Source organism: Labrys sp. 22185 (assembly GCF_052045555.1).
Lineage (GTDB): Bacteria > Pseudomonadota > Alphaproteobacteria > Rhizobiales > Labraceae > Labrys > Labrys neptuniae.
On record NZ_JBQEPH010000058.1, the window covers coordinates 1 to 15,601 of the forward strand.

13 protein-coding genes and 5 pseudogenes are annotated in these 15,601 nt (G+C 55.1%); 12 read left to right on the forward strand and 6 right to left on the reverse strand.

The window, feature by feature from the left end; all coding sequences use genetic code 11:
* From ACTJKX_RS36215 to ACTJKX_RS36270, 12 genes and pseudogenes are all read left to right on the forward strand, one after another.
* Positions 1-759, forward strand: a pseudogene (locus ACTJKX_RS36215) (IS630 family transposase); the annotation flags it as partial.
* 595 nt (positions 760-1,354) lie between these two features.
* Complete coding sequence (locus ACTJKX_RS36220) at positions 1,355-2,056, forward strand: virB8 family protein (protein ID WP_440728277.1); 702 nt, start codon at positions 1,355-1,357, stop codon at positions 2,054-2,056.
* Positions 2,053-2,898 (forward strand): P-type conjugative transfer protein VirB9, encoded by an 846-nt coding sequence (gene virB9 / locus ACTJKX_RS36225; RefSeq protein ID WP_440728278.1) that lies wholly within the window; start codon positions 2,053-2,055, stop codon positions 2,896-2,898. Before ACTJKX_RS36220 ends, virB9 begins: the two co-directional genes overlap by 4 nt.
* Positions 2,899-2,900: 2 nt before the next feature.
* Positions 2,901-4,187: a type IV secretion system protein VirB10 gene (virB10, locus tag ACTJKX_RS36230; RefSeq protein ID WP_440728279.1), complete on the forward strand. Its 1,287-nt coding sequence runs from the start codon at positions 2,901-2,903 to the stop codon at positions 4,185-4,187.
* Positions 4,184-5,311, forward strand: a complete 1,128-nt coding sequence (virB11, locus tag ACTJKX_RS36235; protein ID WP_440728280.1) for a P-type DNA transfer ATPase VirB11 — start codon at positions 4,184-4,186, stop codon at positions 5,309-5,311. The genes virB10 and virB11 overlap by 4 nt, the downstream gene beginning before the upstream one ends.
* Entirely contained in the window at positions 5,302-6,033 is a 732-nt protein-coding gene (locus ACTJKX_RS36240) for a lytic transglycosylase domain-containing protein (RefSeq protein WP_440728281.1), read from the forward strand. Before virB11 ends, ACTJKX_RS36240 begins: the two co-directional genes overlap by 10 nt.
* Before the next feature lie 2 nt (positions 6,034-6,035).
* Entirely contained in the window at positions 6,036-6,368 is a 333-nt protein-coding gene (locus tag ACTJKX_RS36245; protein ID WP_394315192.1) for a TrbC/VirB2 family protein, read from the forward strand.
* 44 nt (positions 6,369-6,412) lie between these two features.
* Positions 6,413-6,709 (forward strand): type IV secretion system protein VirB3, encoded by a 297-nt coding sequence (locus tag ACTJKX_RS36250; protein WP_394315193.1) that lies wholly within the window; start codon positions 6,413-6,415, stop codon positions 6,707-6,709.
* A 2-nt stretch (positions 6,710-6,711) separates the two neighbouring features.
* Positions 6,712-9,153, forward strand: coding sequence for a VirB4 family type IV secretion/conjugal transfer ATPase (locus ACTJKX_RS36255; protein WP_440728282.1), 2,442 nt, complete (start codon positions 6,712-6,714; stop codon positions 9,151-9,153).
* A 227-nt stretch (positions 9,154-9,380) separates the two neighbouring features.
* Positions 9,381-10,130, forward strand: coding sequence for a L,D-transpeptidase (locus tag ACTJKX_RS36260; RefSeq protein ID WP_440728283.1), 750 nt, complete (start codon positions 9,381-9,383; stop codon positions 10,128-10,130).
* Positions 10,131-10,206: 76 nt separating this feature from the next.
* Positions 10,207-11,331, forward strand: a complete 1,125-nt coding sequence (locus tag ACTJKX_RS36265) for a type IV secretion system protein (protein ID WP_440728284.1) — start codon at positions 10,207-10,209, stop codon at positions 11,329-11,331.
* 166 nt (positions 11,332-11,497) lie between these two features.
* A complete protein-coding gene (locus tag ACTJKX_RS36270; RefSeq protein ID WP_440728285.1) occupies positions 11,498-11,911 on the forward strand; it encodes a group II intron maturase-specific domain-containing protein in 414 nt (137 codons plus the stop codon).
* 344 nt (positions 11,912-12,255) lie between these two features.
* Here ACTJKX_RS36270 and ACTJKX_RS36275 read toward each other — a convergent pair whose 3' ends face one another.
* From ACTJKX_RS36275 to ACTJKX_RS36300, 6 genes and pseudogenes are all read right to left on the reverse strand, one after another.
* Entirely contained in the window at positions 12,256-12,567 is a 312-nt protein-coding gene (locus ACTJKX_RS36275) for a polyhydroxyalkanoic acid system family protein (protein ID WP_440728286.1), read from the reverse strand.
* A 589-nt stretch (positions 12,568-13,156) separates the two neighbouring features.
* Complete coding sequence (locus ACTJKX_RS36280) at positions 13,157-13,378, reverse strand: DNA adenine methylase (RefSeq protein ID WP_440728287.1); 222 nt, start codon at positions 13,376-13,378, stop codon at positions 13,157-13,159.
* Positions 13,379-13,562: 184 nt separating this feature from the next.
* Positions 13,563-13,784: pseudogene (locus ACTJKX_RS36285) on the reverse strand (transposase); the annotation flags it as partial.
* 162 nt (positions 13,785-13,946) lie between these two features.
* Positions 13,947-14,222: pseudogene (locus ACTJKX_RS36290) on the reverse strand (IS3 family transposase); the annotation flags it as partial.
* A gap of 18 nt (positions 14,223-14,240) precedes the next feature.
* Positions 14,241-14,513 (reverse strand): annotated as a pseudogene (locus ACTJKX_RS36295) (transposase); the annotation flags it as partial.
* Positions 14,514-15,423: 910 nt separating this feature from the next.
* A pseudogene (locus ACTJKX_RS36300) lies at positions 15,424-15,601 on the reverse strand (transposase); the annotation flags it as partial.

Here is a 15,601-nt window from a genome sequence, read left to right on the forward strand (position 1 = left end):
CCGAGCTGCCGCGAGACGATCGAGAAATGGCCCCCAGGCTCGACGGCTACTGGCTTTGGCTGCGATTTATGACGGTGCGTCTCGGACCGAAGCTGCGAAGATTGGCGGGGTGAGCCTGCAGATCGTTCGCGACTGGGTCCTGAAGTTCAATGCGCATGGTCCAGACGGGCTCATCGACCGCAAAGCGCCAGGCCAGCCGTCCCGGCTGACGAGCGAGCACCGCAAAGTACTCGCCGCAATCATCGAGAGCGGGCCGATGCCGGCGATCCATGGCGTCGTGCGCTGGCGGATCATCGATCTGTGCCAATGGCTCTACGAAGAGTTTCGCGTCTCGATCGCCAAGCAGACGCTGAGCCGGGAACTGCGAGCCATGGGATATCGTAAGCTGTCGGCCCGGCCGCGCCATCATGTACAGGCCGAAGGCCAAGGCATCGACCCGACCGACATAGAGGTCTGGTTCGCCGATGAGGCGCGCATCGGCCAGAAGAACAAGATTACCGCCGCCGGGCCCGGCGAGGAAGCAGACCGTTGGCACCTCACGATCAGCGCACGGCCTCGACCTATATCTTCGGTGCCATCTGTCCCTGGGAGGGCAAAGGCGCAGCCCTCGTCCTGCCGATCTGCAACACACAAGCGATGAACCTGCATCTGGCCGAAATCGCCGATCAGGTCGCGCCCGGCAAACACGCCATTCTTCTGCTCGATCCGGCCGGATGCCACCTACCGAGCCGGCTGGTCGTCCCGCCCAACATCACGCTCAGCCTTTTGGTTCGGAGCACGGCCTGGGTCATGGACGCCTTCGAAGTTATGATGGGACCGCAACGTCCCTACCACGCATATTCGTTACGAAGCTTTAGGACGTTTAATTCAATATTATTTACTACACCACCTACTTTACTCCTAATTCATTAATTGATCCATCGGGAAAACGCCAATATCGTAGAAAAATCAAGCAATGCTTCTGTGCTGTTTTTTAGAGATAAAAAGGAAGAAGCAGCGCGCGGCTTCGGCAAAACATTTCGACATCAAGACTTAAAAAGAATATCTACGTATAATATCGATCCGTGGAAGAAAATAGAGGAACGGCGCCCGCAATAGAGATCGGACTCTTTGAAAATCGGATCGGTATTTCAAAAATTAAGGCACTTACAATTGAAAATTTACAGACTATATTAAGATATTATTATTAACATACCTTGCGTTTTATTGTAAGTACATACATATGGTCCGATAACTCTGCAATTATTACCTAAATATACCGTCGAATTATATATAATTCTGGGAAACAGTTCTTATATTTCCTGAAGTATATTTATAGACATGATTCCTCCGGGGTAGCTTTCTGGTATCTTGCATGGTAGATCAGACAAAACTTGACAAGCGTTACTTTCAGGAGGCTGCTACTTGGGAAGCTGATATTGTGGCTTCTGCTAAGCGATCGCGGGTTGTCGCCTGGACGATCGCCGCGACAGGACTTGTCCTAGCTATGCTGGCGATGGCATGCCTTGCGCTGCTGTTGCCATTGAAATCCTTTGAGCCCTATGTCGTCGAGGTCGACAAGACCACAGGCTTTCTGGAGATCAAGCGCCCTCTTTCAGAGGGTACCCTGACGCAGATGGAAGCTATTACTAACATGTATGTGGTGCGCTACATCAAAGCGCGAGAGAGCTACGACCCCTCTCAGGTGAAAGACAATTATGAGCTCGCCCAGCTCCTATCGGTCGGCACTGCGGCGAGTGAACTGGCCAATCTTTATGCCCAGTCCAATCCGGACAATCCTGTCAATCTCTATGGCAGCGAGACCAAGGTCACTGTCGAGATCAAGTCCATTCAGTTGCCAAACGAACGCACGGCAATGGTACGTTTTTCCACCCAGCGCAGCGGCAAACTTGGCGGAGCCAAGTCGGCGCAGAATTGGGTAGCCTTGATGCATTTTCGTTATTCCAAAGCTCCCGAGACTAACTCCTGGCGTTTTGACAATCCGCTTGGCTTTCAGGTCATTGACTATCAACGCGATCCCGAAAACCCGGCCTCGGCCGGCAGAGTTGGGGGATGATGATGACCGTCTGCCAGGAAAATCGCATCATCCTGCGGGTGTTGACGGGGTTGGGCATTGGTCTGGCCTGCATCGTGCCGGCCAAAGCGGAACTATCGCCGCAGCGTAGCCTCAACGATTCCAGGGTTCGCAGCGTTGTGTACAGCGCGAACGATGTAGTTTCCATCTCTGGAACGCTTGGTACATCGACCATGATCGTATTCGGCGATAACGAGAAGATCGAGACGATTGCCGTTGGCGACAGCGTTTCTTGGAAGATCGAACCCAATAAGCGCGGCAATGTGATCTTTCTCAAGCCGGTCGAGGCCAAAAGCACCACCAACATGAATGTGGTGAGCGACCGGCGGGTCTATACCTTCGTGCTACACACCAGCGCTGGCCTGCAAAGCAATCTCGTCTATGTGGTGAAGTTCCGCTATCCCGATGAGGATCGAGATGCTCGGCTGGTGGCGGAAGCCCGACGATTGGTATCGATGCCGAACCATGACGGCTTTCAAGTCCAGAATGCCAACTACGAATATTATTATCAAGGCGACGATCAAACCAAACCTACACGAGTATTCGATGATGGCATTAAGACATGGTTCAAGTTTAGTGGCGACATGCCTTCGGTTTTTATCGTTGATGCCGCCAAGCGGGAAAGCTTAGCTAATTTCAGGCGGGAAGGCGATTACATCATCATCGACAAGGTTTCAGCCCAATGGATGATACGCCGCGGCTCCTTCGCGACTTGCGTCATTAACAAGGGGTTCGGGCGAACAGGCACGGCTGCCGTGGCGACGAATGCCGGCGCTTTGCGCTCGGGGGCATCGACTCCTTCAGGACCGTCGAAGGGAGACTGACGATGTCCCAGCACGAACCCACCGATCAGTCGGCAATCGATGACGGGGCCCAGTCACTGCTGGTCGAACGAAAAAGCCGCCTCGGACCGATGATTGTGCTGTCGGTATTGGGTGCAGGCGCCTTGCTCTTGCTCAGTGCTCCCTTCTGGCTGCCAAACGGCGACGGGCGCAACATGGCGGACGCGGATGACGACCGCTATCTCTCATCGCCCCCGCAAGGCGAACCCTATCTGACCCCCCCTCCTCCACAAGCACCTCAAGCCACAGTGGTACAGCCGTCTCCCGCCCCGGTTCCTCCAAGCGATGACACCGAAGCCCGCCGACGAGCGGAAGAGGCTCGGCGTCGGGCAGATGAGGAAGCAAAGCGCCGGGCAGAGGAGGAAGCGGCACTAGAGACACAACGCTGGCAGCGTTATCGTTCACCGATGGTCGTCACCGAAATGGGACAACCCGATGCACCGCAGCCGCCCAAGGCAGAGGACACCAAGGGCAAGGCGGAGGGTGCGCTCCAGGAGACCAATCCGAACAGCCAGTTTCTGTCCGCGCGCGCTTCAGCCAGCGCGGATGTGTCGAAGGCCGAGCGCGCACCCCGCATCGACGCGCTCGTGCCGCAGGGCACGATGATCCGGGCAGTGCTGGAAACCGCCGTCAACACCGACCTGCCGGGCATGGTGCGCGCCTCTACGACCGAGGATGTCTGGTCATTTGATGGTAGACGCGTGCTCATCCCCTCCGGAACCCGCCTGGTTGGCGAATATAATGCCGGTGTGCAGCAAAATCAGAGTCGCGCTTTTATCGTGTGGACGCGCCTCATTCGGGCAGACGGCATTTCCGTCAATTTGGGATCGATCGGGACGGACGAACTCGGACGATCCGGTATGGATGGGGATGTCGACAACCACTATTTCGCCAAATACGGCCCGGCCTTACTCGTCAGTGTGTTGTCAGGCGCAGCCCAGGCAATCGGCATGAGCCAGAGCAATCTGAACAATGGTCCAATCACCACCACCTATATCGACCCTCGGACGGGCATTGCTAGAACGGTAACTTCCAATTCTGGCGGGCAAAGCAACCAGATGCTGGCGCAGGGTGCCCAAGCCGTCGCGCAGGGCTTTGCGCAAACGGCTCAGGAGGTATTGAAGTCAACGCAAGCCATCCAGCCCACAATCATGATCAATCAGGGAACGCCCGTCAGTATCTTCGTCCGCCGCGACCTCGATTTCTCCCCCTTTTATCCTGATCCCGTCATGGAAGCCTATCGGGCTCTCAAACGCGGGAGAAAGCCATGAGCGAAAACACGAGATGGGCGGATCTCGTAGGCATCGCGTTCGAGCCGTTGAGGGAATTTCTGTCCGCACCGAACGTGGTAGAAATCTGTGTCAACGAGCCGGGCAGCCTCTTTATCGAGACCAGCGACGGCGGCCAGCATAGCCCGATGGTGCAACATGCCCTGCCCGGCCTGACGCGTGAGCGTATCCGCTTCATGGCTGAGCGCATTGCCGCGGCCAATCATCAATTCGTCAACGAGGAAGAACCGCTGCTTTCGGCAGCCCTTGCCAATGGTGCGCGCATTCAAGTTGCTCTGCCGCCGGCAGCTCCCGATGGCGGAGTGATCGTCATTCGCCGCCAGGTAGTTAAGAACCTCGCCCTCAGCGACTACACGACCGCCGGCTCCTTGCAGTCGGTCCAGATCACCGCTGGCACCGATGCCCTCACCGATATCGAAGCCGAGATGTGTGACTTGCTTGGACAGGGAAAAATTGAAACCTTCCTGATCGCCGCCGTGCGCCAGCGCATCTCCATACTCGTTTCAGGAGGAACTGGTTCCGGCAAGACCACATTCCTAAACGCGCTGATGCGGGAAATACCGACACACGAACGCCTCATCACCATAGAGGATACGCCGGAGTTAATGCCGACCCAACCCAACCATGTGCGCTTGATTTCCAGCCGCGGCGACCAGAACATTGCTAAGATCGACAGCAAGCGTCTGGTTGAAGCCAGCATGCGCATGCGACCTGACCGATTGCTTCTAGGCGAGATACGCGGTGCAGAATCGTTTGATTTTCTGCAAGCTATCAACACCGGTCATCCTGGCTCACTCTCAACGGTTCACGCCAACTCGCCTCGTGGCGCTTATGAGCGGCTGGCTTTGTTGATGATTCAGGATATCGGTGGTGGCGGCACGCTTACAAGGGCCGACATCCTGCAAATGCTGAAGTCCACCCTTCCGCTTGTTGTACAGGTCGCGCGTTCGGACGGGCAGCCCGGTCGTGTCATGGAACTTTATTACGAGCCATTCGTTCGTGCTCGCCATGCCGGAAGGGCCGGAAGCAGGCAGCCTTCCGACTGGTGCAGCGCTCACGCTTCGGGGGGTGATGAGTTTCGTACACGGAACAAATCATGGGCATGACGCCGTCGACGCTATCTGGTCAGGGCTGGATTGGACACGTGCGCCACCATGGCGTGGCGTTCGTCTTCGGATTGTGTTTGTGTGTGGTCCAATCGGCTTTGGCGCAGACCCAGCCCCCGCCGCAGCCACCGCCCCGTCCGGATACTTTCGAAACCCCGCCGCAAGACTCGGTGGCGGTCTCCGCCCCTTCGGCTCCATGCAACTTCACCAAGATCTCCACACCGACCGAGATCAAGGCGCTGATTACCAAGATCGCGTCCCAAGAAGCATTTCCTGCGAATTTCTTACTGGCCATCGCCCAGCAAGAGAGCGGGCTGCGGATGGATCGAGTTTCATCGGCTGGCGCAATCGGAATCATGCAGTTGATGCCGGCGACCGCAGCTCGGTTCAAAGTTAATATTTGTGATGAAGCTGACAATATTAGAGGTTCTATTCGCTTTTTGCGAGTTTTACAGGAGAAGTATCAAAATCCTCTCTACACGCTCGCGGCTTATAATGCCGGTGAGGAGGCTGTTGACCGTAACGGGGGCATTCCGAACTATACAGAAACGGTCCGCTTCATCGCGGCAATCATGACCAATCTGTACAGCTGGAAGCCTCTCAGCGCGAGGGAGAGTGGTCTCCGTCGTCAAAACAGCGCGGGGCCGGCAGCTAATACAGATCAATCCGATAAGAAGAAGGAAGAATGGACCCAGGGGTTCGTTCTCCATGTTGAGGAATGACCATGAATACAGAACAAAAATACGCTGGGGTTGCGACTTTGCCCCGGGCGGGGACATTTGCACTGGGAGCCGCATTGCTGCTTTGCCTGTGCTCGGGGCCCGCCATGGCTCAGGCCAGTCTGCAGCCGGTGCAGTCGGTTCTGCAAACGCTAATCAATGTACTGACGGGCCCGATAGCTTCGATGATCGCAATCCTTGCCGTCATCGGTTGTGGGTTCATGGCCTGGACGGGCAGATTTACCTGGGGTCTGGCTGGCACGGTCATCCTGGGGATCGTGCTGGTCTTCGGCGCCACCCAGATCGTTGCATTCTTCCAGAGCGCGCTGGGACGTTGATGCCGAGAACGATCCACGTTCACGCCTGGAGGTGAAAGAATATCATGGAAAAGCAGGAACCCCCTGAAATCGTGCCCCTAGTGAAGGCTCTGACCAAGGCACCGACCTTATTCGGCGTACCCTACATGTTCACTATGGCCAATCTGGTCCTGACCGCAGTCGTCTTTTTGGTCACCAAGAACCTGCTCTTGCTGCTGATTTGCGCCCCAATCCACCTTGTGGGATATCTTCTTACCCTGCGCGACGACCAGATCTTTGCAATTCTGCGGGTGAAGGGGCAGAAAACTCCACCGCGTTCGAGCCTTGTGTGGGGCGTGAAAAGCTATTCGGCCGGAGAATAGCGGTGGTCAATTCGCTGCGAAGCAAACAAATGACCTATGGATCCCATGCCAGGCGCGAGAAAGGCGTTGCGGCACATATTCCCTATACGCGGCATGTTACCGAGAACGTGCTGGGAACGCGTGATGGATTGCTGTTGAGCATCATCCGGCTGGAAGGCTACTGTTTTGAAACGGCCGATATGGCTTTGATCAACAATAAGCTGGAAAACCGCAATACGATCCTACGTGGGCTCGGGAGCAGCCGCTATGCCATCTGCGGCCATCTCATTCGCCGCCGCATCAGGCCGGAGCTTGAAGGCCGGTTTGAAAATCGCTTTGCCGCCGAGCTCGACCGGCGTTACGTGGCAGGTCTCCAGCAACGGCAGATGTTCGTTAACGATCTTTACGTCACCATTGTTCGCCGCCCACTACAGGGGCAGATTGGTATGTTCGAGGCAATGCTGCGAAGGTTGCGGCCTGCTCGCCGTCGACTCGCCGAGGACCTAGCGGGGGACAAAGATCTGCGTGAACTTCAGGAACTCACCCTGACGGTTTGCGAAGTGCTGCAGGATTATCAGGGTCGCGTCCTTGGCATCACAGAACGCCGGTCTGGCGAATATTTCTCCGAGCCGCTTGAATTTTTGGTTCAGATCCTCAATGGCCTTGAACCTACGGAGATGCGACTCCCGCGCATGCCCCTGAATGCGGCGCTCGCCATGAAACGCATTCACGTCGGCAGGAATGCGCTCGAATTCGTAGGGGCCTTCCCGCCGACTGATTCACGCCTTGCGGCCATGCTCTCCATCCGCGAATACCCGCCCTATACCGGGCCCATGCTGCTGGATGGCCTGCTCAAGATCCCAGGGGAGTTCGTGGTCAGCCAGAGTTTTGCCGTGGTAGAGCGCTCGGCGGCGCAGGGCCAGATCGAGCGCGTCGCCCGGCAGACCGCAATGGCCGATGCGGCGGGCTCGGCGGTAACCGAGCAGCTGACAAGTGCCCGCAACGAGCTCCTGGTTTCGCGTTCGATCTTCGGTCAGCATCATTTGTCCGTAATGTGTCTAGGCAGCGACAAGGAAAGCCTTGGCCAATGCATCCGCGCAGTCGGCACGGCGCTCACCGAACAATCAATTCTATGGGTGCGAGAGGACCTCAATTGCGAACCGGCATTCTGGGCCCAATTGCCGGGAAATTTTGGCTACGTTGCGCGCTCGGGCATCATATCCTCAAAAAACTTCGCCGGCTTTATGTCCCTCCATAATTTCCCCAGTGGCCGGCGCTCGGGCAACCATTGGGGCAGTGCTGTCTCGCTATTGGAAACCACGAGCCAGACCGCTTATTTCTTCAACTTCCACGTACGCGACCTTGGCAATTTTACCGTTGTCGGGCCGTCGGGATCAGGTAAGACTGTAGCGCTGTCATTCCTCATGGCGCAGTCTCAGCGCATCAGGCCCAAACCGCGATGCGTGTTCTTCGACAAGGACCGCGGCGCCGAGATCTTCGTTCGTGCGCTTGGTGGCAACTATCGCGTCCTACAATCGGGCGCATCGACAGGTTTCAATCCTCTTCATCTGCCCAACACGGGTGCCAATCGCGAGTTCCTGTTTCAACTCTTTTCCCTCATGCTGCGACGGCCGGACGGCTTGCCGCTCGTGGCCTTCGAGGAAGCGATCTTGCGGGATGCCATCCAGCATGTCTTGCAGGCAGGTAAGGAGGGGAGAACCCTGTCTGCCTTCGCGCTCTTGCTGCGTGGCCGAACGCGGGCCAGCTACGATGATCTCCAGGCACGCCTGGAAAAATGGCTGCGCAGCGATCAATTGGGCTGGATTTTCAACAATGCCGAGGATGACTTTTCGTGGTCGGACATCACCGGCTTCGACATGACCCAAATCCTCGACGTGCCGCTGATTCGCAGCGTCGTCCTGATGTACCTGTTCCATCGTCTAAACGAACAACTCGACGGTAATCCCGTACTGATCTTCCTCGACGAAGGCTGGCGACTGTTGGAGGACGATGTCTTCGCAGCTTTCATACAAGACAAGATGAAGACCATCCGCAAATTCAATGGCATTATTGGTTTCGGCACACAGAGTGCTTCCGACATCGTGCGCTCTGACATCGCTAACACGATCATCGAGCAAAGCGCCACCAATCTTTTCTTTCCCAATCCCAAGGCGGACTTTGCAAGCCATGCGACTGCGTTCGGCTTGTCGGCGCGGGAGGTCGAATGGATTAAAACATCTGATCCCTCAAGCCGGTCCTTCCTGATCAAGCATGGGCAGGAGTCCGTGGTGGCTCGGCTGCGTTTGGCCATCGGGGATGATATACTCAAGGTCCTGTCGGGTCGCGCCTCAAGTATTGCAGAGGTAGAGCGGCTGCGCGCCGAGCTCGGCGACGATCCCGATAAATGGTTACCCGTTTTCTGCCCAAGCCTGAAAGCCATGAATTTAAGTGGAGATGCTGCATGAACTTCCGTAATTTTGCCGGTTATCTTCTTGTCATACTGTCACTTACTGCGTGCAGCAGCACGCGAGAGCTAAAAAAACCCTGTGACTCGATCGCCGCGTTCGGTTTCACCTCGCTTCTCGCCTGTGGGCCCTTTCTGCCCGTCAATGTTTCCTATGCGTTCTTATTCAGGCCGTGGTGATACCGGTGAAACATGGCAGTTAGGTCTCTCCTCATCATCGCGATATCGTTGGCTCTGACATTGCCGGTATGGGCTGCGCAGACCGGGACACGCCTGGCTGGTTGGCAGGCGGCGGCATCCAATGAAGCGTTTTACGATCCGTGGACCCCCAGAGCTTGGCTCAATACCCGCCCCGCCTATCGCAATGGCGGCCGCTTCAGCGACCCCTATGACTACCGGGACAGTCCTAGGGGTTATTCGCACGCAACGGAGGGCTATTCCGACGAGCTACGCTCGCTTAGGCGGCGCTTGGGGATCGATGGCGGGGGCGAGCGGTTTGCACCGGGTCCGCGGGACGATGCATACGTCATTCAGCCATCACCTATTCGACGGATGATCGTATCGCTTCGGGGATATGCGGCAGGTACCATCGTGATCTCGACTAAGGAGAAGCGGCTCTATTACGTCCTCTCAGATGGCATCTCAGCGCTGAAGTACGGAATTGGGGTCGGCAAGCAGGGATTCTCCTGGACAGGGATCGAGACCGTAAGCCGCAAACGTGAATGGCCAGATTGGACGCCGCCCAAGGAAATGATCGCCCGCAGGCCCGAGCTTCCCGATCACATGGAAGGCGGGCTCAACAATCCTCTGGGTGCTAGGGCGCTCTATCTGGGTAGTACCCTTTATCGCATTCACGGCACCAATGAGCCCCAAACGATCGGCAAGGCAGTTTCGTCAGGTTGTATCCGTATGGCCAATCCTGATGTCATCGACCTTTACGATCGGGTCGCTCTCGGGACCAAGGTAGTCGTATTTTGAATTTCTTGATCAAGCGCGAAGAAAGACATCATTGCACCGATCGCGCGCCGGCAAACAATACCAAGAAAGAACTTAGGTGGAAACTTATTATATCACTGTCATTTCGAATAATATTGATGCTCTTGGTAGAAGCTTCACCGAGGAAACCTATGGCGCATTTGCGAGCAATCTTACGTGGGTCGTCAGTTCTCTTTTTATTCTATACCTGATCTTCTGGGGCTTTTCGTTCTGGCAAGGACGAGGCGAAAGTAATTTGATGGCTTTCGTATTCCGATTGGTTCGCGTTGGCGTCATATATTTTCTTGCCACCGGATGGGGATGGGCTCAAAATCAAGTTTATCTCGGCGCCACGCAGATACCAGTGGCGATTAGCTCGGTGATGCTGCAAAATATTACTGTCGATGGGCATGGTATGTCTGAACGCTCGATAGAGCGTGACCTATATGATTTCTATCGCATTTCGATCACTGCCAGCATACGCATTGTTGAACAAATTCGCGAAATTTCCTCACAACCCTCCCCTTCAGCGAACAATCAGCAAGGACAAGTCGAGATAAAGGATAAACCAAAGACTCCTTATGAGACAAAATTAAATAACATGCTTCAATCAATGTTGATTTGGATTTCTTCAGTTTTATTTATTGGATACGCAGCCTTCGTAATATTTTTTTCAAAAATTTCTCTTCTTGCATTGCTGTCCATCGCCCCGATATTTATCATACTAATGATGTTCAAAGGACCCTCGCGATTTTTCTGGGGGTGGGTGACGACGACCGTACAAGTGATGCTTGCTCCCATCTTTCTTTATGTGTTCCTCGCTTTTTACATCGTTAGTATCAGGCCGGTTGTACTCGCTCTCCGCGACAGCATGAATCAAGGCGGCATTCCAATGATGAAAGACGCAGCGCCATTTGTACTCGTCTGCTTTTCCGGCCTGTTCTTACTGATTCAGGTCATCCCCCTCGCCGGCCGCATAGCAGCAAGCACACGCGTATGGGCAACGGCCAATGAGGGAGCCATTCAACAGCGCCTTGCTGCTTGGGGGCGCGGCATGCAGACCCTAGTAAGCAGCAACGGCCGTAATGGCTCTTCGACAGCAGCGGCTCCTCAGTCCTCTCCTCCAACGTCCCCATCTGAATCCATCATGCGAGACCTGCAAGAACAGAATGCGGCACTTCGAAGGCTCGGGCGCAATCGATAGGCGGGTCTGGGATTTCGGTCAGGCAACATCCGCCACAGTCGGCAATCTTACTCTCCAGGACGGTTGATCTGTGATCATGTAGCGGGAGGCTGTTTGACAACGAGATGCAAGGAGTTGTGCCACTTGAACGCTGTAGCTATCCTTGTTTTCAAACAGTCTCTAAGAAGTGTCCGGTCTTTTGGGGCTACAACAGAAAGGCAAGTCGCAACTCCTCCGCGACAAGGTCAAGGTACGGGAAACGCCGACAGGCTGGCTCCTCGCCAATCTCATCGATGACCTCAACCCCGTCATCACGGAATGGCGTAACTACTACCGGTACGCGACACGTTCCGGGAAAGAGTTCGCCAAGCACGATTGGTGGCTATGGTGGCGCCTGAAGGCTTGGCTCGGCAAGAAGTATGGTGGAGCATCTGGATGGAAGCTGCCTACGATGCACCGAACCAGGCGTACGCGGGCAAGGCGGATGGCAGTAGGGCGGCAAGAAGTTCGCCCGGTTCGCCGACGCCAAGCGCCTGCGTTACCCGGACCGAGGTCTACGCATACCGAATGGATGGAACAACCCAGACGAAATCCTCCGTAAGGGAGCCGACAAGTTCTAGGAAGCGAGCCTCGCCCTCGTATCGTTATGAAGGACCCCCGTGAAGTGGAGCCACGCGTGGAGAGCCGGGTGCGGGGAAACTCGCACACCCGGTTCGGAGTGGGGGATGAACAAACCCACCCTGGCAACGGGGCAAAGCGCTACATCCCTACTCTACTGGTTCTCCGATCTTCACTCTGACACTGAAGGGCATCGAGGGTTGTCCCAGCGGAAAGGGCGGCCGCGGGAGAGGCTTTCTTCTCTAGGTCTGAGTACAAATCTAGAGGTCTGCTTCAATGCTGTTTGACAATCCGCCTCTTGATTTGAATTAGCCACGTCGAAACTGGTCAAGTAAGTTGCAGCGCTTTCTGTATGTGTTGCTCAAGCAAGACCTTCACTCTTCTTGAAAGTAACGATAACATGAAAGGCAACTGCACAACCGTAACAACAACATTTCTTTCGACTTCGATGCCTCCCGTGATTGTCTGCTTCAGCACCTCAATGCCGAAATCGAGACTGTATTCGCTTTGTAATTCCCATTTGACCGTGACACGGTCCGCGTACTTCGTCTTAATTTGGTCGGATAGCGCTCTAATGCGTTCCATGGCAACTGGTTGACCCAGTTGGTGGCGAAGGGAAATCGAGATTGTGCGCGACATGATGCCCCTTTTTGGATACCTGAGTGTCCGCGAGTTTTGAACGAGGATGGCTTGTCCAGTCCTGCTCGCCCTGTTAGCCGTTGGCCATGAGACAGCAGCTTCGAGTAACCTTTCGAGCAAACATTCCACGAATATCGCAACGGACTGGTGAGATAGAAAAGGCCGCGACCGCGAGAAATGATATCAAGTTCGAGCGACGCAAATTCTATATTCGAATCTTGAAGTTTTGATCTTGGACAAGGCATAAGCAAGGCAAATAAGGTGGCATCCACATTTGGGCGATTTTTGGGTGAATGCAATTAATTATTATTTCGGATACGACCATGCTTATCAAACTCTTTCCTAATTCAGCAAGGATCGTAGATGGAGTTATTCCCGAGACAAGCCTCTCTTTTGGGTAGGGCAAATCTAAACAATAAAAAATACAGATACTGAATAACGTTGTACCTACATGTTTTCCGATTTCAAGGTATTGTGATAATCAATTCTTTTACATCTCGCGCTCAACTGGCGCCCGCAGCTGAATAGCTTACATCCATGACACGTTGAGATGCCCCACCATAGAGCTCCTGCACTTCCGAGCAGTCATTCAAAGACAGTATGAACCGGCCACGAAGCCCTTCAAAACCGCTGCGAAGCGCTCATGATCAGCGCGCTCGAACATGCCGCGACCGTAGTAGCGCTCGGTGCCCCAATAAGGTGGATCCACATAGAATAAAATGTGCGGTCGATCCCGGCGAGCAATGAAGTCCTGCCAGGACAGGCACTCGGCGGTGACGCCGAGAAGGCGCTCATGAACGGCCTGCAGCATCGAGCCGAGGTTGGCAAGGTCGAGCCGAGTTGGCCCGCTGGTGTCAATGCCAAAAGTTCGGCCTTGCTACTCTCTCGTCGAGCGAAAGCTGTTGCGATAAATATAGCGTGCCACGATCGTGCCCTGGGAGGTGGTGTAGCTGATGGCATTGGTCGCGACGTTCTTTGGCAGACAGCCAGGTTGGTCAGCGCGCCACGGCTGGCAGGCTGATGAAGGGATCATCGCTCAACTGGCCGACGCTTTCCAGCGTCATGTAACGGGCGCGCTGCACCGCCCATTCATCGTTGTGTTCGAGGAGCAGGGCGCCGACCAGGCGGATGATGGCATCGTCATTGGGGAAGATGCCGACGACCTTGGTCCTGCGCTTAATCTTGCCGTTGAGTCGCTCGATGGGATTCGTGCTGTTGGTTTGACCGGAAACACATTTTCGTAATCGAACTGCAAGGAATTCTTAGCCGATGGCTTGAAAATAGCCTACCTCGGTCGTGAGCGAGCGACGGCGTGACGGTGAAGCCCTTCGATCGTCCAGCGGTGGACTGCCCCCCGGTCTGGCAGATAATTATGAACCTCACGCCGTGGCGCTTTCGAACGCCTCGGGACTAACGCTGCCGAGATGACTATGGCGGCGGGCTCGGTTGTAGAAGACCTCGATATAATCGAAGAAGTCGGCTCGAGTGAGGTCCCGGATTTTATAGATGCGGTTTCGTGTGTGCTCCTTTTTCAGACTGCTGAAGAATGATTCCGCCCCGGCATTATCCCAACAATTGGCGCCTCTGCTCATGCTCGGCTCCAGATTGTGGGCCTTGCAAAACCGCTTGAAGTCGTCGCTGCCGTATAGACGCCCTGGACGCCCTTCTGTTTGTCACGCGGAGATGCACGTGGCGTTGTTGATGCCTGCTTGCCGCCGCATGATGATGCCAAAGACCTCGCGTGTGATGTATCGTTTCGGCATCCGGATGGATTCGGATATGCGGCGTGTCACATAGGCCTTGGTTCGCTCGTCCGTTCGCAGGCGTCCGATCGCGATGATGTGCAGGGCACTGTTGGCAGCACGGTCACCGCCGCGATTGAGACGGTGCCGTGTCGCCAGCCCCGAGAATGCTGGGACGGGACTGACGCCGCAGAGCGCTGCAAAAAGGGTCGATGAGTTTTGGACGCGGATAATTTACCCAAACCTCCTCTCCCTGTGAGCCGTCTGCAAACTGCAGCTTGACGCCCAAGGATAGCAAATGCCCTTCAGACGAGAGGCGGGAATTGACCCATGAAATGGTAGCTCGGGGCAGGAACCTTTCGATCAAGTTTTCTAAGAACACAGCAACTATCTGGTGCGTTAGAAACGGCCGTGATCGCGGAGGAGTGATGCCGGGCTCGAGTGCCGCAAATGCTCTGCTCGCATCCCGAAGCTCTAATCCTGGACAGGTCATGAGCAAGGTAGATAGCATTGTCGCTGCATCTGCATGAGCATCAGATAATCTCTGTTCATTATTATCCTCGAATACGGTCATGCCCATGACACTCCTTTCAAACCCAGCAAGGAAGGTATATGGCGCCAGCTCCAAGACAAGCCTCTCTTTGGGATATAACGGATCTAAACAACATACGTCGGATGAGATGAATTCTTGGAGTTCTTACATGTTTTTCTTCTTTAAAATTAACACACCGTTATAATTAATTCCCTTACGGGATTAGGACAGTCGGTATTTGACCGAGTCCCAAAGACTGATCCTGATCCAGGTCGAATGTTTCTGTATGGTCGGTCTTGGCGACCTGTGCTATGGCGGACGGAGTTGGTCGTATCTGCGTATCGGCCATAGCGCGGTCGCCAGCGGTTTGCTGCCAAGGCTCGAGTCCCGACGCTGTCTATTCAAGAATTAATCGATAAACTCGGTCTTGCATACAGACGAAGATGCCCCATGGCAGCTCGAGCGTGGGATCACAGACGGAAAGCTTCCTGCCCGGTTGTGGATCGTGCCACGATCGTACCCTGGGAGGTGGTGTAGCTGATGGCATTGGTCGCTGCGTTCTTTGGCAGACAGCCAGGTTGATCAACGCGCCACGGCTGGCAGGCTGATGAGGGGATCATCGCTCAACTGGCTGACGCTTTCCGGCGTCATGTAACGAGTGCGCTACACCGCCCATTCATCGTTGTGTTCGAGGAGCAGGGCGCCGACCAGGCGGATGATGGCATCGTCATTGGGGAAGATGCCGACGACCTCGGTCCTG